The sequence below is a fragment of the Coprococcus phoceensis genome, assembly GCF_900104635.1.
GTDB lineage: Bacteria > Bacillota > Clostridia > Lachnospirales > Lachnospiraceae > Faecalimonas > Faecalimonas phoceensis.
In genome coordinates, this window is record NZ_FNWC01000007.1 from 19927 (window position 1) to 36899 (window position 16973).

General features: G+C 40.2%; 17 protein-coding genes. 16 read left to right on the forward strand and 1 reads right to left on the reverse strand.

Annotation, left to right across the window (positions count from 1 at the left end; translation table 11 throughout):
• The first annotated feature begins 131 nt into the window (after positions 1–131).
• From BQ5364_RS03630 to BQ5364_RS03665, 8 genes are all read left to right on the forward strand, one after another.
• Positions 132–1304 (forward strand): MalY/PatB family protein, encoded by a 1173-nt coding sequence (locus BQ5364_RS03630; protein WP_022250500.1) that lies wholly within the window; start codon positions 132–134, stop codon positions 1302–1304.
• A 203-nt stretch (positions 1305–1507) separates the two neighbouring features.
• Positions 1508–2293, forward strand: a complete 786-nt coding sequence (locus BQ5364_RS03635; RefSeq protein WP_117787480.1) for an ABC transporter ATP-binding protein — start codon at positions 1508–1510, stop codon at positions 2291–2293.
• A 54-nt stretch (positions 2294–2347) separates the two neighbouring features.
• On the forward strand, positions 2348–3439 hold the full coding sequence (locus tag BQ5364_RS03640; RefSeq protein ID WP_004614737.1) for an ABC transporter substrate-binding protein: 1092 nt from the start codon (positions 2348–2350) through the stop codon (positions 3437–3439).
• A gap of 22 nt (positions 3440–3461) precedes the next feature.
• Complete coding sequence (locus tag BQ5364_RS03645) at positions 3462–4220, forward strand: ABC transporter permease (protein ID WP_004614736.1); 759 nt, start codon at positions 3462–3464, stop codon at positions 4218–4220.
• A gap of 166 nt (positions 4221–4386) precedes the next feature.
• Entirely contained in the window at positions 4387–6120 is a 1734-nt protein-coding gene (locus BQ5364_RS03650) for an ABC transporter ATP-binding protein (protein WP_071143662.1), read from the forward strand.
• A complete protein-coding gene (locus BQ5364_RS03655) occupies positions 6113–7849 on the forward strand; it encodes an ABC transporter ATP-binding protein (RefSeq protein WP_071143663.1) in 1737 nt (578 codons plus the stop codon). The genes BQ5364_RS03650 and BQ5364_RS03655 overlap by 8 nt, the downstream gene beginning before the upstream one ends.
• Before the next feature lie 56 nt (positions 7850–7905).
• Positions 7906–8088 carry a ferredoxin gene (locus BQ5364_RS03660; protein WP_004614733.1) on the forward strand — a complete coding sequence of 61 codons (183 nt, stop codon included), beginning with the start codon at positions 7906–7908 and terminating at the stop codon, positions 8086–8088.
• An 87-nt stretch (positions 8089–8175) separates the two neighbouring features.
• Positions 8176–8709, forward strand: a complete 534-nt coding sequence (locus tag BQ5364_RS03665) for a ferritin-like domain-containing protein (protein WP_004614732.1) — start codon at positions 8176–8178, stop codon at positions 8707–8709.
• On the opposite strand, the gene BQ5364_RS03670 is transcribed toward BQ5364_RS03665, so the two are convergent.
• A complete protein-coding gene (locus tag BQ5364_RS03670; protein ID WP_022250506.1) occupies positions 8693–9379 on the reverse strand; it encodes a helix-turn-helix domain-containing protein in 687 nt (228 codons plus the stop codon). The genes BQ5364_RS03665 and BQ5364_RS03670 overlap by 17 nt on opposite strands.
• 222 nt (positions 9380–9601) lie before the next feature.
• Here BQ5364_RS03670 and BQ5364_RS03675 point away from each other — a divergent pair, with 222 nt between their 5' ends.
• From BQ5364_RS03675 to BQ5364_RS03710, 8 genes are all read left to right on the forward strand, one after another.
• Entirely contained in the window at positions 9602–10999 is a 1398-nt protein-coding gene (locus BQ5364_RS03675) for an aminopeptidase (RefSeq protein WP_044988156.1), read from the forward strand.
• Positions 10996–12501 carry a glutamate/gamma-aminobutyrate family transporter YjeM gene (gene yjeM / locus BQ5364_RS03680; RefSeq protein WP_268874325.1) on the forward strand — a complete coding sequence of 502 codons (1506 nt, stop codon included), beginning with the start codon at positions 10996–10998 and terminating at the stop codon, positions 12499–12501. Before BQ5364_RS03675 ends, yjeM begins: the two co-directional genes overlap by 4 nt.
• 101 nt (positions 12502–12602) lie before the next feature.
• The gene (locus tag BQ5364_RS03685) at positions 12603–13376 is read left to right on the forward strand and encodes an ABC transporter ATP-binding protein (protein ID WP_004614728.1); all 774 of its coding nucleotides are present in this window, start codon (positions 12603–12605) and stop codon (positions 13374–13376) included.
• On the forward strand, positions 13377–14591 hold the full coding sequence (locus tag BQ5364_RS03690; protein WP_071143664.1) for an ABC transporter permease: 1215 nt from the start codon (positions 13377–13379) through the stop codon (positions 14589–14591). It abuts the gene before it with no gap.
• A 45-nt stretch (positions 14592–14636) separates the two neighbouring features.
• Positions 14637–14897 (forward strand): PRC-barrel domain-containing protein, encoded by a 261-nt coding sequence (locus BQ5364_RS03695; protein WP_022250509.1) that lies wholly within the window; start codon positions 14637–14639, stop codon positions 14895–14897.
• A 51-nt stretch (positions 14898–14948) separates the two neighbouring features.
• Positions 14949–15401: a transcriptional regulator NrdR gene (nrdR, locus tag BQ5364_RS03700; protein ID WP_022250510.1), complete on the forward strand. Its 453-nt coding sequence runs from the start codon at positions 14949–14951 to the stop codon at positions 15399–15401.
• A gap of 64 nt (positions 15402–15465) precedes the next feature.
• Entirely contained in the window at positions 15466–16215 is a 750-nt protein-coding gene (gene truA / locus BQ5364_RS03705; protein ID WP_071143665.1) for a tRNA pseudouridine(38-40) synthase TruA, read from the forward strand.
• Positions 16212–16964 carry an exodeoxyribonuclease III gene (locus tag BQ5364_RS03710; protein WP_004614723.1) on the forward strand — a complete coding sequence of 251 codons (753 nt, stop codon included), beginning with the start codon at positions 16212–16214 and terminating at the stop codon, positions 16962–16964. The genes truA and BQ5364_RS03710 overlap by 4 nt, the downstream gene beginning before the upstream one ends.
• The last annotated feature ends 9 nt before the right edge of the window (positions 16965–16973 follow it).

Consider the following 16973-nt stretch of genomic DNA (forward strand, 5'->3'; position numbering starts at 1 on the left):
CTATGGCTAAGTATAATGGAAAGTGAAACAAATAACAAGCTAGAATTGACAAGTTTATGTACATGGTATTATATTAAATTTTGTAATTGACGGAAGAAAAACAGGAAGAAAGAAAAGAGAAATGAAGTGTTATGAAGCAGGTAATTTATAAAGAAAGAAAACAAACAGATTGTGTGAAATGGGATGGGTGCAAGGAGAAATTCGGAATGGAAGAACTGCTCCCGCTTTGGGTTGCGGATATGGATTTTGAAGCGCCGGTATGTGTAAAAGAGGCTTTGAAAAACTATGTGGATTTTGGCGTGTATGGATATTACCAGCCGCCAAAGGCATACTTTGAGGCATTTGAGAACTGGGAAGAAAAATACCATGATTACAAGGTTGAAGATCAGTGGATTCGATTTGCACCCGGCGTGGTGCCGGCATTTAACTGGCTGATACAGATATTGACGAAAGAAAAAGACGGTGTCATTATTATGAGTCCGGTGTACTACCCATTTCGAGATGCAATTATAAACAACGAGCGTATGCTGGTGGAGAGTCCTCTTATCAGAACAAAGGAGGGATACGAGATAGACTATGCAGACTTTGAACAGAAAATACAAAAGAATGATGTAAAGCTGTTCATATTCTGCTCACCTCATAATCCGGTCGGAAGAGTCTGGACGGCAAAAGAGATTAAAAAAGTGTTGGATATCTGTAAAAGGCACCATGTCTATGTACTTGCAGATGAAATTCATCAGGATATCGTTATGAGTGAATACAGGCAAATCACGGCGGCGACAACCGGGGACTACGATGATATTCTAGTCACGCTTACGGCGGCAACTAAGACATTTAATCTGGCAGGATGTCAAAATTCCATTGTCATAATTCCAAATGAGAAAATTAGGGATATGTACGATGGGTATTTGGAAAAAATTCGTATCAGCAGTGGCAATGCATTTGGTTATATTGCAGTTCAGAGCGCATATGAAGGTGGAAGAGAGTGGCTTGAGGAAGCGTTGACGATTATTGAAGATAATTTTAAACGCATGAAAGCGATGTTGGAAGAAAAGCTTCCAAAAGTATGGATTCCGAATTTGGAAGGGACATATCTGATGTGGATTGATTTAGGAGCATATATAAGTCCGAAAAGGATAGAAGAAGTGCTTCAGAATCAATGTCATTTGGCGGTAGACTACGGAGAATGGTTTGGTGGAAAAGAGTACAGTACTTTTATACGTGTGAATCTTGCAACTAAATGGGAGAATATAGAGATGGCTGCAGATCAACTTATTAAGGCTCTTATTAAAGATGAAAAATAGAAAATAGCGTGAAAAAAGGTAAATGCATTTGACATTTGCCTTTTTTTCGTTTATAGACAAAAGCAATAAATCATTTACTTATTGAAAATAACAATTGGAATAAGAGAATCAAATATGATAAATTGTATCTACATGACAAAAATCACAAAAAAAACCAAGAGAAACAAAAATTTTTGTGTATATGTAGAGGAAGGATCAATGAAATGGGTGATATAACAGTCAAAAATCTTTCTTTTTCGTATGGTGGAGACGAAAGACTTATTTTAAAAGATATTAATATGGAGATAGAGGCGGGAGAATTTGTATGTATTCTAGGACAGTCAGGTTGTGGGAAAAGTACACTTTTGCGACTGCTGGCAGGCTTGGAACAACCGACAACAGGAGAAATCCTTATGCAAGGTGTTTCGGCTGAAGGTGCAAGTCTTGACAAAGGAGTTGTATTTCAGGACTATGGACTATTTCCTTGGATGAAAGCGGGAGAAAATATTCTGCTTGCATTGAGGCAGCGTTTTCCGAAAAAAGATAAAAAGGAGTTAAAACAGACAGCAGTAGAGATGCTGGAAGCAGTAGGACTTAGTGCATCGGTCTATAACAAATTTCCGAAAGAGTTGTCTGGTGGTATGAAACAAAGATGTGCGATTGCACAGGCACTCAGCGTTGATCCGCCAATCCTTCTAATGGATGAGCCATTTGGAGCACTTGATGCGGTCACCCGTGCCAGACTTCAGGATATGCTCTTTGATTTGTGGTCTGGACAGGCTTCTCAAAAGACTGTATTTTTTGTCACACATGATGTAGACGAGGCTCTATTGCTGGCAAATCGGATTGTAGTACTGGGACAATCACCAAGCAATATTATTTATGAATGCAAACTGTCAGATGAACAACGCCCGACTAGAGAAACACAATTTGACAATTTGGAAACAATGAAGCTTCGTAATGAACTGATTCGTCAGATTAATAAAGATGTTGTGACGCATATTTCTTAGGAATATCAATGGAAGAATCCATTTGATATAAATATTTTATGGAGGAAATGGAAAATGAAAAAGAAAATCTTAGCAGGGATGTTAGTATTTGCTATGGTATGCAGTCTCGGGGCATGCTCTGGTGAAAAGTCCAATCCCAAAGACACAAAAGAAGGTAAGGAAGGAGTTTTAGAGCAGGAAGTCGTAAAATGGAACTATGGGACAAGTGGAAATGTTCTTGTGACAATTGCAGAAGAAAAGGGATATTTTGAGGATGAAGGGATTCAGATTGATCCGGTAGAAGCCAATGCAAATGCAGATGCTATGACACTTTTGGCAACAGGAAAGGTAGATGTTGTATCAAATGCGGGTACGTCTAATCCACTACAGCAGATTGCTTCCGGTGTAGATATCTCAGTATTTGGCGGACATATGATTGAGGGATGTATGCCGGTTGTAGCCAAAAAAGGAACGGAATGGAAGGGAATAGAATCGTTCATAGGGAAAAAAGTAGCTGTAAACCCAAGCTATTTTGCGTTTACAGGTGCAGTTATGGATCTTGGATATGAGAATCCTTTGGAAGTTGTAGATTGGGAAATATACTCAGACTATAATGATGCACTTGCTGCAGTTGTCCGCGGGGATGTTACCTATGCATTGATGGGAACGGGACAGAATTTAGCAGTTCAGGATATGGCAGCAAATGGAGAAATTGATATTGTAAGTTATCAGAGTGAAATTATGGAAAATTATTCTTGCTGTCGTATGGTTGCACAGACAGACTGGATTAATGATAATCCAAATACAGTAAAAGCAATTATCCGTGCGTTACTCCGTGCACAGTCATGGTATGAAGCCAATAAAGAAGAAGCGGTGAAACTACATGCGGCGGCTATTGAAGCGACAGAAGAATATGTGGGCGCTTATATGTTAGATGATGAACATTATTTTGTAAGTGTGGATCCATTAAAAGATGGGGTAGTAAGAGCGTGGGATATTTTGGACAAGACTGGTTATCTTGGAGAAGATAATAATGTGAAGATTGAAGACCACATTAACACTGAATTATATGAAGAAGCGTTAAAAGAGGCTACAGAAAAGTATGGGGAAGAGGCGCCTGAATTTTACGAAGAGATGGCTGCGTTTTTCCAGGAGCATGACAAATAAGCAATTTTACAGGAGATAGATCATGAATACAGTAAAAGCATTTCTAAAAAAATACTGGATTACATGTTGTATATTCATTGGGTTAGTGGCATTATATATTTTTTTGACAAGCAATGGATTGGTAAATCCATATTTGTTCCCGTCAACAGATAAGATTAAAGCAGCATTTATCGACAGCAAAGATATGATGTTTGGAAATGCAGTTGCTTCATTTAAATTGCTGATTCCATCTATTTTGCTTTCTTTGCTCATTGCACTTTTTTTAGGGACGATTATGGGGTTGAACCAGAGAGTTCGGGAAATTTTACATCCGGTTATCTATGCGTTCAGCGTAGTGCCTTCTATTCTTTTGTCTCCGTTTGTACTATTACTTGCACCAACATTATTTTCTGCTTCCGTATTTTTGATAGTATATAATATTGTATGGGCAACGCTGTTTGCAACAATTACCGGAATTATGACGATTGACAAGCGTTATCTTGACAAAGCGGCAACTTTGGAATTAAAAGGAATGAAGCGGATTACAAAGGTGATTCTTCCGGCAGCGAGTCCTTCCATATTGGCAGGATTTGTAAATTCTCTTCGAAGTTCTTTTGTGATGCTGGTTTATGCGGAAATGTATGGAGCTGGAGAAGGAATGGGATATTTCGTAAAGAAATATGCGGAACTTGGTATTTTTGCTAATACATGGGTAGGATTTGTATTCATGGTAATTATACTTGTGATAGTTATGCAGGCATTTGAATTGTTGAAGAAACACCTTCTTAAATGGACCATGTGATTTTAGAAAGAGTATAAAAGCAACCATAAAAGCAGTTTTAGCATTTATGAGTTGCTTTTTTAGTTTTGAGATTGCCGAAAAATGATGCAGGAACCTTGCAGAGAAAAAAGGAAAGCTTTATAATGAGCGGTATCAAAAGTAAAAAAGAAAGGGAACGATAAAAAGCATGAGAAAATTACTTCGTTATTTGAAACATTATAAAAAAGAAAGTATTATCGGACCATTGTTTAAACTGCTGGAAGCGTGCTTTGAATTGATTGTGCCGCTTGTTATGGCGAATATTATTGATATTGGGATTAAAAATCAGGATATGCCTTATATCTGGAAAATGGGAGCAGTGCTTGTTCTTTTTGGAGTACTTGGACTTGCCTGCTCTTTGACGGCACAGTACTTTGCGGCAAAGGCAGCAGTCGGGTTTGGAACAGAATTACGCCATGATCTGTTTGCGCATATCAATTCGTTATCCTATGCAGAGATTGATCAGGCGGGAAGCGCGACGCTTGTGACGAGGATGACCAGCGATATCAATCAGGTACAGTCCGGTGTGAATCTGGTATTGCGTCTGTTTTTACGATCTCCGTTTATTGTGGTGGGAGCAATGATCATGGCTTTTACAATCAGTGTGAAAGCTGCCCTGATTTTTGTGGTGGCAGTACCGCTTCTTGCAATTGTGATCTATGGAATTATGATGATCACGATTCCGTTATATAAAAAAGTGCAGCGCGGGCTGGATGGAATACTTTTATCTACGCGAGAGAACCTTTCCGGGATACGTGTTGTAAGGGCGTTCTGTACACAGAAACGGGAAATCGAAACATTTGCAGAGGAAAACAGCAGTTTGCTCGATGTTCAGATGCTGGTAGGAAAACTTTCGGCACTTTTAAATCCAGCGACTTACATTATTGTAAATGTGGCAACAATTGCAATTGTCTGGTTTGGTGGAAAGCAGGTGTATGTTGGAAATATTTCACAGGGAGAAGTGATTGCGCTTGTCAATTATATGTCTCAGATTCTTCTAGCGCTTATTGCATTGGCTAATTTGATCGTATCTTTCACAAAAGCGCTTGCATCAGGATCTCGTATTAATGAAGTCTTTGAACTGACGTCAGATATTGTCGATGGAGAATATGATAGAGAGGAATCAAATAAAGAGAATATGGTGATCTTTGATGAGGTCAGTATGTCTTATTCCGGTGCAGAAGAAGCGATATCAAATATCAGTTTCGTTGTAAAAAGGGGAGAGACAGTCGGTGTGATCGGAGGAACCGGATCCGGGAAATCGACGTTGGTCAATCTGATCCCTCGATTTTATGATGTCACGAAAGGACAGATATTGGTAAATGGAGAAAATGTGAAAAACTATAAGATTGAGACGCTTCGAAAGAAAATAGGTGTTGTTCCGCAAAAAGCAGTATTGTTTCGTGGAACCATTCGCGACAATATGAAAATGGGAAATGAAAATGCAACAGACGAGATGATTTACAGAGCATTGGAAACGGCGCAGGCTCTGGAGGTGGTAGAGAAAAAGAAAGAAGGACTGGATGCGAAAATCAGCCAGAACGGAAAGAATCTGTCAGGAGGACAAAAACAGAGGCTTACCATTGCAAGAGCACTTGTGAAAAATCCAGAGATATTGATTTTGGATGACAGCGCATCTGCACTTGATTTTGCGACAGATGCGAGGCTGCGTAAAGCGATTGCAGAAAATACAGATCAGATGACGGTATTTATCGTGTCACAGAGAGCCTCATCGATCATGCAGGCGGATAAAATCATTGTATTGGATGACGGCAAAATGGCAGGAATCGGAACACATCAGGAATTGCTTCGGACCTGTGAAGTTTATCAGGAAATTTGCAGTTCGCAATTCTCAAAAGAGGAGGTGGGACATCATGCGTAAACATCATGGAACGATTAAGAGAGTCGGAAAGCTTTTGCTGCCGTATCTGCATTATCTGATATTATCGTTGGTTTTTGCTGTGATCACAGTGGGCTTTACTTTGTATGCACCGATTTTAATTGGGGATGCGGTAGATTTTATTGTAGGAAAGGGGCAGGTCGATTTTGGGAAAATTCTGCAAATACTTGTGAAACTTGCAGTTATCATTGGAGTGACAAGCATGGCACAATGGCTGATGAATCTGTGCAATAATCAGATTACGTACCGGGTGGTAAAGGATGTGCGTATGAATGCATTTGAACATCTGCAAAAACTTCCTTTGAAATATGTAGACAGTCACCCATACGGAGAGACGATCAGCAGAATCATCACAGATGTAGAGCAATTTTCAGATGGACTTTTGATGGGATTTTCACAGCTGTTTACAGGTGTTGTGACAATTGCCGGGACATTGGCATTTATGCTTTCTATCAATGTCAAGATTTCGCTCATTGTTATTTTCATCACACCATTGTCATTGTTTGTCGCAAGTTTTGTTGCAAAAAAGACGTATAACATGTTTAAAATACAGTCTGAAACGCGGGCACAGATGACATCTCTCGTGGATGAGATGGTGGGAAATCAAAAAGTTGTGCAGGCATTTGGGTATGGAAAACGTTCATTAGAACGGTTTGATACAATTAACGAGGAACTAAAAACATGCAGTATCCGCGCCATTTTCTTTTCTTCCATCACGAATCCAAGCACAAGGTTTGTGAATGGGCTTGTATATTCGGGTGTGGGAATTTTTGGAGCCGTTTTGGCGATGCAGGGCGTGATCACGGTTGGACAGTTGTCTTGTTTTCTCACCTATGCCAATCAATATACAAAACCATTCAATGAGATATCGAGTGTGCTCACAGAGATCCAGAATGCATTTGCGTGTGCGAAAAGAGTGTTTGATTTTATAGATGAAGAGGTAGAAACGAAAGACAAAGAAGGCGCACTGATTTTGCAGCAGACAGATGGAAGTATGGAATTGCAGCATATTTCGTTTTCTTACCGAAAGGATACACCGTTGTTGAAAGATCTGAATCTACATGTAAAACAGGGACAAAAGGTTGCGATTGTAGGTCCGACAGGATGTGGAAAAACAACCTTGATCAATTTGTTGATGCGGTTCTATGATATCGATGCGGGGAAAATCTATGTGAGTGGACATGATGTGAAAGAGATTACAAAAGACAGTCTGCGTGCAAATTTTGGAATGGTATTGCAGGACACCTGGCTGAAATCAGGAACAATCGCTGAAAATATTGCATATGGAAAACCCGAAGCTACGAGAGCAGAGATTATTGAGGCTGCAAAGGCAGCGCATGCACATGGATTTATCAAGCGCATGTCCGATGGGTACGATACAGTCATCTCGGAAGATGGAGGGAATCTGTCACAGGGACAGAAACAGCTTCTGTGTATTGCCAGAGTGATGCTGAAACTTCCACCGATCTTGATACTGGATGAGGCGACATCGTCAATTGATACGAGAACTGAGATTAAGATTCAGGAAGCATTTCAGAAAATGATGGAGGGGAGAACGAGTTTTATTGTGGCACATCGTCTGTCAACAATAAAAGAGGCAGATATCATTTTAGTGATGAAGGATGGCAATATTGTAGAACAGGGCAACCACGAGGAGTTACTTGCAAGAAACGGTTTCTATGCAAAATTATATCAAAGTCAGTTTGCATAGTATAAAACACAAAAAAGCGGACATACTGTAAAAAAAGAACCAGGAGGAATTACAGGATGAAAGCAGTTGTAGAAGATGGATGTATTGCATGCGGGATGTGTGTAAGTATCTGCCCGGAAGTGTTTTGCATGGGTGATGAGATTGCACAGGTACATGCAGACGTGACTGAAGAGAACGAAAAGGAAGCAAAAGAAGCAAGAGATGGCTGTCCTGTCTCAGTGATTGACATCGAAGAATAGAATTTATAGAGAAAAGAAAAAAAGAGGTCTCCTTTTTCTGACTTTACCATAAAGTGTAAAGTATAGAGAAATAAAGGAGACTTTTTTATGTGTGAAGAAGAGATTCAGGTAAGAGATTCTGCAGAATATCCTCCTGTGAAAGTATGTGAAAAAAATCCGAGGTATGCAATGGCGATGTTAAGCAATATCGGAGCCTGCAACTCAGAGATGTCTGCAGTCAGTCTGTATTTTTACAACAGTTTGATCGCAAATGGCAAGTATGAAGAAATCGGAAAGACATTTCACAAGATCAGTATGGTGGAAATGCACCACATGAATATTTATGGGCAGCTGGCGCAGAAACTTGGGGCAGACCCAAGGCTTTGGAGTGTTGAGCGGAGAAGATTTACATATTGGAGCCCTGGGTGCAACCGATACCCAAGGCGGATAGATATGATGCTGAAACATGCATATGAAGGGGAAAAGCTTGCGATTGCAACCTATAAAAGACAGGCAGAATGGATTCAGGACGAGTATGTTGTCGCAAATCTGGAGCGAATTATTTTAGATGAACGGCTGCATATTGAAATCATAGAGCAATTGTATGAAAAATACGTAAAAACGGCTATTCCCCGAGTGTAAATAAGTTGTATTTTTTAATCTGCTGGATATCCTCTTTGGAGAGCAGCAGGTCATCTATGAAATGATTTTCTTTTTGTATCTGAGACGTGATCAGGATCTTTCGGCTGCAGGGGCGCATGGTAAGTTGTGAGATACCGGACAAGATACCACTTTTCAGATCCGTTTGAGAAAAGGTATTTACGGTGCACATCCAAATTTCCTCCAGTGTATTTGCAGTATTTTTTAAACTATAATTTTGCCATGGCCCAAAGGTTGTGCTTTCACCGGAATAGATTACCTCGCATTTTCCAAAGTGTTCCAGATCATCTACGTCATAGAAAAGCTGAATCGAATAGGTATCCGGCTGATCTGTGGCGTATTCTTCAATAATACTTTTCATAATTCGTTTTCTTCTGCCATCATAATTGTACATGTAGTATTTTTTGAGGAGACTTTTGCGAGAGACGTCCGGTTTCCCCTCGGACGGCGCAGACAAGAGATGCGAAGTGGGAATATGAAAAACCTCCCCGAATTCTTCCAGCGTCTCAACACTGACAGGAAGAATTCCTTTTTCATATTTTGAAAGAGTAGAACAACTCTTGTGTACAAGTGCGGATAAGTCTTTTAACGTATAATGGTGTGCGATTCTGTATTTGCGGATGTTATTTCCGACACGTTCATTGATTGTCATGTGTATACTCCTTCTTTTCTTATAAATCAATTTTTTGATAAAAAATCAATTTTAAAAAAAAATAAAAATTTTATTTTCCACATTTTGTGCGAAAATTTTATTCATAGTATAATACTACGCAAAAATTTTCCTGTCAAGAAAATATAGAATGTTTGCGTTATAAACAGTGTGTAAATAAAATAAAAAAAATAAAAAATTGTAAAAATGACTGGAGGGTTCACAATGGGAAAACAGAGTGTATGGAAGTCGTATGATCAGAAGGAGCTTAAGGAAGTTAATGCGGTTTGTGAGCGATATAAAACATGTCTGGATGCAGGAAAGACAGAGCGTGAATGTGTGGCATTGGCGGTTGAGATGGCCAAGGAGGCCGGATACAAAGATTTGAATGCCTATATTGCCGAGGATAAACAGCTGAAAACAGGTGATAAAGTGTATGCGGTCTGGATGCATAAGATGGTCGCATTATTTCAAATCGGGGAAGAGCCGATTTCCAATGGAATGAATATTCTTGGAGCACATATTGACTCACCACGTTTGGATGTAAAACAGAATCCGCTGTATGAAGCGGATGGATTTGCCTATCTGGACACACACTATTACGGTGGAATCAAAAAATACCAGTGGGTTGCACAGCCGCTTGCTCTACATGGTGTAGCTGTACTGAAAAGCGGAAAGACCGTTCCGATCTGCGTTGGGGAAAAAGAAGGAGATCCGGTATTTACGATTACGGATATTTTGATCCATCTTGCGGGCGAAAAAATGGAAAAGACTGCGGCAAAGGTTATTGAAGGTGAAAATATGGACCTTTTGATCGGAAATATGCCTTTGAGAGACTGTAAAGATTTGAAAGAAGAGGAAAAAGAGCTGGTGAAAGCGAATATTCTTTCTATTTTAAAACAGGAGTATGGGATTGAAGAGGATGATTTTCAGTCAGCAGAACTTGAAATTGTGCCAGCCGGTAAAGCAAGAGACCTTGGTTTTGACCGCAGTATGATTTTAGGGTATGGACAGGATGACAGAATCTGTGCATTTACATCCCTTTTTGCGATGCTGGAGGCAGAAAATCTGAAAAAGACAGGAGTGTGTCTTCTTGTGGACAAGGAAGAAATCGGCAGTGTAGGTGCGACAGGAATGCAGTCACATTTCTTTGAAAATACAGTTGCTGAGTTAATTGCGCTGACAGAAGGGGAATCTGAATTGAAAGTAAGACGAGCGCTTGCGCGTTCCAGAATGCTTTCCTCAGATGTAAGCGCAGCGTATGATCCTCTGTATGCAGAGCATTATGAAAAACGAAATTCCGGATTCTTTGGCAGAGGAATTTCTATGAATAAGTTTACTGGTGTCAGAGGAAAAAGCGGTTCTAATGATGCGAATGCAGAATATATTGCAGTTTTAAGAAAAATCTTTGACGATGCAAATGTGGCATATCAGTTCGATGAGCTTGGAAAGGTGGATGCCGGAGGCGGCGGTACAATTGCTTATATCATGGCAAATTACGGAATGGAAGTGATTGACAGCGGAATTGCGCTTCTTTGTATGCATGCACCTTATGAGGTGAGTAGCAAAGCAGATATCTACGAAGCCGTAAAGGGATATCGTGCGTTTTTGGCGAACGCATAGAGTACAGGAGGAGAAAGAATGGCAGAAAAAACAAAAAACTAACAATGGGAGCATTGATTCTAATGATCTTTACATCGGTGTATGGGTTTAACAATATGCCTAGATCATTTTATCTGATGGGATATGGAGCGATTCCGTTTTTCCTGTTATCAGCAGTAGTTTTCTTTGTCCCATTTGCGTTTATGGTTGCAGAGTATGGCTCGGCTTTTAAAGATGAAAAGGGTGGTATTTTTTCATGGATGCAAATCTGTGTCGGAAAAAAATATGCGTTCGTGGCAACATTCATGTGGTATACATCTTATGTAATCTGGCTCGTTAATATTGCATCAGGTATCATGGTGCCGCTTTCCAATGCGATTTTTGGGAAAGATACGACAGCAGATTGGACATTGTTTGGATTGAAATCAACACAGACACTTGGGATTCTCGGTGTAGTCTTTATCATTGCAGTTACATTTTTTGGAAGCAAAGGATTGAAAAATATCCAGAAAGTAGCATCAATCGGCGGAATTGCATGTATGTTTTTAAATGTGATGCTGATTGGAGGTGCACTTTTGGTATTGATTGGAAATAAAGGTGAACTGGCACAGCCGATTACATCGGTGGCATCATTTGTGGATTCTCCGAATCCAGAGTATGCGGGAAGTATTGCCATGCTGGCGTTCCTTGTATATGCGTTGTTTGCATATGGTGGAACAGAGGCTGTCGGAGGTCTTGTAGATGAGACTGAAAATCCGGAAAAGAACTTTGGAAAAGGTCTTACAATAGCAGCTATTATTGTTGCAGTGGGATATTCAATCGGAATTTTTTGTGTGGGAATCTTTACAAACTGGAGCGATACACTTTCCGCAGCAACTGTGCATAAGGGAAATGCATCTTATGTGATTATGAACAATCTTGGATACCAGATTGGAGCTGTATTTGGAGCAAGTCAGGGAGTCTGTGTACAGATGGGCAACTGGGCTGCAAGAATTATGGGGATCTCAATGCTGCTGTCTTTGTCAGGCGCAGTATTTACGTTAAGCTATTCTCCTTTGAAACAGCTGATTGAAGGAAGTCCGAAAGGATTACTGCCGGAAAGATTCTGTAAAATGGAAGATGGAATGCCGAAATTTGCGTTGAAGATTCAGGCGGTTGTAGTTGTGGTATTTATTCTGTTAATCGCTATGGGTGGAGATACGATGACACAATTTTTCAACATTCTTGTATCAATGACAAACGTTGCGATGACACTTCCATATATGTTTATTTCAGCAGCGTTTATCAGATTTAAGAAAAATAAAAATATTCATAAACCGTTTGTGATCTTCAAAAATGATACGGTAGCAATCGTCTTTACAGTACTGGTAACAGTGACTGTTGGGTTTGCAAACTTCTTTACAATCATCCAGCCGGCGATGGCGGGAGATGTTGCGACAACTGTTTGGAGTATCGTAGGACCGGTGCTGTTCACTGTAGTAGCATTAGTATTGCACAGCAGATATGAGAAAAAAATGAAATAAAAGAAATATCAGGTTTACAAATCACCACTTTTTAGATAAATTAGAAGGAAAGTGGTGATTTTTTTATTGCATACTAAGGAAATTAAGAAAGGTGGGGGAATATGATAGAGATAAAAAATCTGACAAAAGTGTATAAACTGAACAAAAAGCAGATGAAAGAATCCAAAACAAAGAGCAATCGAAAGGTAGCGGTAGATCATTTGAGCCTAAATGCGCACAAAGGGGAAATATATGGTCTATTGGGTCCGAACGGTGCAGGGAAGACGACGACACTTCGCTGCATTGCAACGATTATTAAGCCAACAGAAGGTGAGGTTAAGGTTGCAGGGCATGATGTGGTGACAGAGGCGGAGCAGGTGCGTAAAAGCATCGGTTTCCTGACAAGTGACATTAAGCTTGATCCACAGTTTACACCCGACTATATGTTTGAATTTTTTGGAAGGCTTCACGGTGTGTCAAAAGAGGTTTTAAAAGAACGAAAAGAACAATTATTTGAGTATTTTGGTATTAAGGATTTTGCGCATAAACAGATCAAAGAACTGTCGACCGGAATGAAACAAAAGGCGGCAATTGCGGTAAGTCTTGTACATGATCCGGAAATCGTGATTTTTGATGAACCGACAAATGGTCTTGATATCGTGACTGCAAGAGGTGTGACAGATTACCTGAAAAAATTGCGTGAAGAGGGAAAGCTTGTTATTGTCTCCACGCACATTATGTCGGAGGCAGAAAAGCTTTGTGACCGGATTGGAGTGATCATTGATGGTCAGAAGGTAAGTGAAGGTACATTGCAGGAAATACTGGATAGTACAGGGACGAAAGATTTGGAGGATGCATTTTTCGAGTTGTACAGAAGCAGAAAGGGGGAGGCGTAGATGAAGAGCATCAAAGAAATCTTCAATAAAGAGATGGTACGTGTTTTCAAGGATAAAAAAATGGTCTTTTCGGTATTTTTTCTGCCGGTTATTATCATGATTGGAATTATGTATCTGATGAGTCAGATGATTACAGGGATGGAGGATGACATCACAAAACACAAGCCGATTGTCTATGTTCAAAATGAACAGGAAAGTTTTGAAAAATTTTTAGAGAGTATCCATGCGGATTATAAGATACATGCGATTTCCGAAAGTGAGAGGGCAGATGTGGAGACGAAGATTCGGGATGGAGAAGCCGATCTTTTGATTGAGTTTCCAAAGAATATGGATGAGATGATTCAAGATTACAAGGAGGGAGATCCGGCTCCACAGATCAAGACCTATTACAATCCGTCGGAAGAATATTCTAATGCGGCATATAAAGAGATCTCTTTGGAAGTACTTGAGGCGTACCGTCAGACGCTGCTGACAGAGCGTGTGGGAGATTTAGAGCAGATTGCAGTGTTTACAGTGAATTCTGACAACGATAAGATGGTCATTCAGGACGAGCAAAAGGCGAGTGGAAAGGCGCTTGGAATGATGCTCCCGTATTTTATCACAATTCTTTTATTTGCAGGGGCAATGGGAATCGGAACGGATATGATTGCGGGTGAAAAAGAACGAGGAACAATGGCAAGCCTTCTTGTGGCGCCGATCAAGAGAAGTTCGATCGTGCTCGGAAAAGTGTTTGCACTGATGGCGTTGTCTGGAATTTCTTCAGTAATTTACGTGGGAGCGATGGTGGCATTTATGCCATTGATGTCCAAGTCGATGCTTGGAACATCAGGTGAGAATTTGAATATCAGTTTGAATGCAAACCAGATTGCAATGCTTGCAGTCCTGCTTATTGGAGTTGCGTTTTTATATTCTACGATGATTGCACTTACTTCGGTGTTTGCAAAGACAATCAAAGAGGCGACTACCTATGTAATGCCGCTCTATATGGTAGTGCTTGTTCTAGGTTTGATGACGATGTTCACTACAGGAAACACAGATGGAAAGATGTACTATATTCCGGTTTATAATATTTCTTTGGTTTTAAAAGGAATCTTAAGTCATGAGGTGACAATGGCACAGTATGGGGTGACGGTGGCGATGACATTTGCAATCGGTTTCCTGCTTGTGGGTATTATTGTAAAAGCATTTGAAAGTGAAAAAGTGATGGCAGCATAGAGGAAAGCGGCATATACTGAATAATAAATGAGTCAGGGAAAAAAGATGCGGTTGTGTGAATTGAGACAGAAAGAAGTGATTAATCTTTGTGACTGCAGGCGGCTTGGGTGTGTGGTGGATCTGGTATTTGATCTATGCAAAGGATGTGTTGAGGCGATCGTTGTACCGGGGCAGGCGAAGATGCATGGGCTGTTTGGATGCGATTCGGAATATGTGATTCCATTTGAATGTATCAAAAAAGTAGGTCCGGATATTATCATGGTAGAAATATGTGAAGAAAAATGTCTGAAAACTTGCAAAGACTAACTATTATCTGCTAAAATGACGATATGAGAAAATCCTGAGGAGGAACAGAATATGAAGTGTCCATATTGCAGTAATCCAGATACGAAAGTAATTGATTCCAGACCGGCAGAAGACGGGAATTCGATTCGAAGAAGAAGAGCCTGTGATGAGTGCGGGAAAAGATTTACTACATATGAGAAGGTTGAGACGATTCCTTTGATTATCATAAAAAAAGATAATAATAGAGAGCAGTATGATCGGGCAAAAATTGAGGCCGGCATTTTGCGGGCGTGCTATAAAAGACCGGTGTCTGCAGAGGCGATTCAAAGGACGATCGAAGCTATTGAGACGGAGATTTTTAAGCGGGAAGAAAAAGAGATTTCCAGCAATCTGATTGGAGAGATTGTGATGGAAAAGCTTAAGAATTTAGATCCGGTTGCCTATGTGCGGTTTGCGTCGGTGTATAGAGAGTTCAAGGACGTGAATACATTTGTGGCAGAATTGAAGAAAATTCTGGATAAATAAAACACACTTGATACGAGAGTTCCGGAAACGGAACTCTCTATTTTGAGTAAAGGGAGCAGTATAGATGAGAAATTATAAAATGATAATTGCATATGATGGTTCAAGATACAAAGGATGGCAGAGACAAAATTTGACCAATCTGACGATTCAGACAATTTTAGAACGTACGGTGGAGCAGATCGTTGGTTATCCGGTCGAAATCGATGGCTCCGGAAGAACGGATGCGGGTGTTCATGCAAATGGCCAGGTGGCAAACATGAAAGTGTCGGGGCTTTTAGATGAGAGTTTTGTGGGAGAACTGAACTGTCTTTTGCCGGAGGATATCTGTGTGAAAGAAATGGAGCTTGTTCCTGGAAGTTTTCACAGCCGCTACAGTGCAAAGGCGAAAAAGTATAAGTATTGTATCGATACACGAAAGAAGCCGTGTGTTTTTACAAGAAGATATACATATCATTTTACGAAGGAACTACATCTGGATGATATGAAGAAAGCGGCAGAGTATCTGAAAGGAACACATGATTTTTCAGCATTTACGGATAATAAAGATGAGAAATCAAAAGTGAGGACAATCTATGAGATTAAGATTGTAAAAAAATGGACAAGGCTGGAGTTTGAATTTTATGGAACCGGCTTTTTGTATCATATGGTGAGAATTCTGACAGGAACACTTTTGGAAGTAGGATGCGCAGAAAAGAGTATTGAAGATATAAAGATGGCTCTTGAACAGAAAGAACGAGAACTGACCGGCTTTTTAGCGCCGGCGAGAGGACTGTTTTTAGAAAAAGTATATTATCAGGAAGGAGAAGAAAGATGAAACTGATATCGTGGAACGTAAATGGAATTCGTGCGTGTGTGCAGAAAGGATTTTTAGAATTTTTCCAGGAGGCGGATGCAGATATTTTCTGTATTCAGGAGAGTAAGATGCAGGCAGGACAGCTAGATTTGGAATTGGAAGGATACCATCAATATTGGAATTATGCAGAGAAAAAAGGATATTCCGGGACGGCTGTGTTTACAAAAAAGGAACCATTGTCGGTACAATATGGCATCGGGATAGAGGAGCATGACAAAGAGGGGCGTGTTATTACACTGGAATTTGAGGAGTTTTATTTTGTGACCGTGTACACGCCAAATTCACAGAGTGAACTTGCAAGACTTTCATACCGCATACAGTGGGAGACGGATTTTCTTGCATATCTAAAAGGATTGGAACAGAAGAAACCGGTTATCTTTGCGGGGGATCTGAATGTGGCGTATGCGGAGATAGATTTGAAAAATCCAAAAACCAATCGGAAAAATGCCGGTTTTACAGACGAGGAACGTGCAAAATTCGGTGAAGTTTTAAAAGCCGGTTTTATCGACACATTCCGCTATTTTTATCCGGAGATGGAAGGAATTTACTCTTGGTGGTCATATCGATTCAGTGCAAGAGCAAAGAACGCCGGCTGGAGAATCGACTATTTCTGTGTGTCAGAGAGTTTGAAAGACAGGCTTGCAGACGCAAAAATTTTAACTGATGTGATGGGATCGGACCACTGCCCGATTGAACTGGATCTAAAATAAGGAGGAGAT

Bases quoted from the DNA above. Each gene is read 5' to 3' on its own strand.
- BQ5364_RS03630 (WP_022250500.1), top strand. From the start codon at position 132: ATGAAGCAGGTAATTTATAAAGAAAGAAAACAAACAGATTGTGTGAAA.
- BQ5364_RS03635 (WP_117787480.1), top strand. From the start codon at position 1,508: ATGGGTGATATAACAGTCAAAAATCTTTCTTTTTCGTATGGTGGAGAC.
- BQ5364_RS03640 (WP_004614737.1), top strand. From the start codon at position 2,348: ATGAAAAAGAAAATCTTAGCAGGGATGTTAGTATTTGCTATGGTATGC.
- BQ5364_RS03645 (WP_004614736.1), top strand. From the start codon at position 3,462: ATGAATACAGTAAAAGCATTTCTAAAAAAATACTGGATTACATGTTGT.
- BQ5364_RS03650 (WP_071143662.1), top strand. From the start codon at position 4,387: ATGAGAAAATTACTTCGTTATTTGAAACATTATAAAAAAGAAAGTATT.
- BQ5364_RS03655 (WP_071143663.1), top strand. From the start codon at position 6,113: ATGCGTAAACATCATGGAACGATTAAGAGAGTCGGAAAGCTTTTGCTG.
- BQ5364_RS03660 (WP_004614733.1), top strand. From the start codon at position 7,906: ATGAAAGCAGTTGTAGAAGATGGATGTATTGCATGCGGGATGTGTGTA.
- BQ5364_RS03665 (WP_004614732.1), top strand. From the start codon at position 8,176: ATGTGTGAAGAAGAGATTCAGGTAAGAGATTCTGCAGAATATCCTCCT.
- BQ5364_RS03670 (WP_022250506.1), bottom strand. From the start codon at position 9,379: ATGACAATCAATGAACGTGTCGGAAATAACATCCGCAAATACAGAATC.
- BQ5364_RS03675 (WP_044988156.1), top strand. From the start codon at position 9,602: ATGGGAAAACAGAGTGTATGGAAGTCGTATGATCAGAAGGAGCTTAAG.
- BQ5364_RS03685 (WP_004614728.1), top strand. From the start codon at position 12,603: ATGATAGAGATAAAAAATCTGACAAAAGTGTATAAACTGAACAAAAAG.
- BQ5364_RS03690 (WP_071143664.1), top strand. From the start codon at position 13,377: ATGAAGAGCATCAAAGAAATCTTCAATAAAGAGATGGTACGTGTTTTC.
- BQ5364_RS03695 (WP_022250509.1), top strand. From the start codon at position 14,637: ATGCGGTTGTGTGAATTGAGACAGAAAGAAGTGATTAATCTTTGTGAC.
- nrdR (WP_022250510.1), top strand. From the start codon at position 14,949: ATGAAGTGTCCATATTGCAGTAATCCAGATACGAAAGTAATTGATTCC.
- truA (WP_071143665.1), top strand. From the start codon at position 15,466: ATGAGAAATTATAAAATGATAATTGCATATGATGGTTCAAGATACAAA.
- BQ5364_RS03710 (WP_004614723.1), top strand. From the start codon at position 16,212: ATGAAACTGATATCGTGGAACGTAAATGGAATTCGTGCGTGTGTGCAG.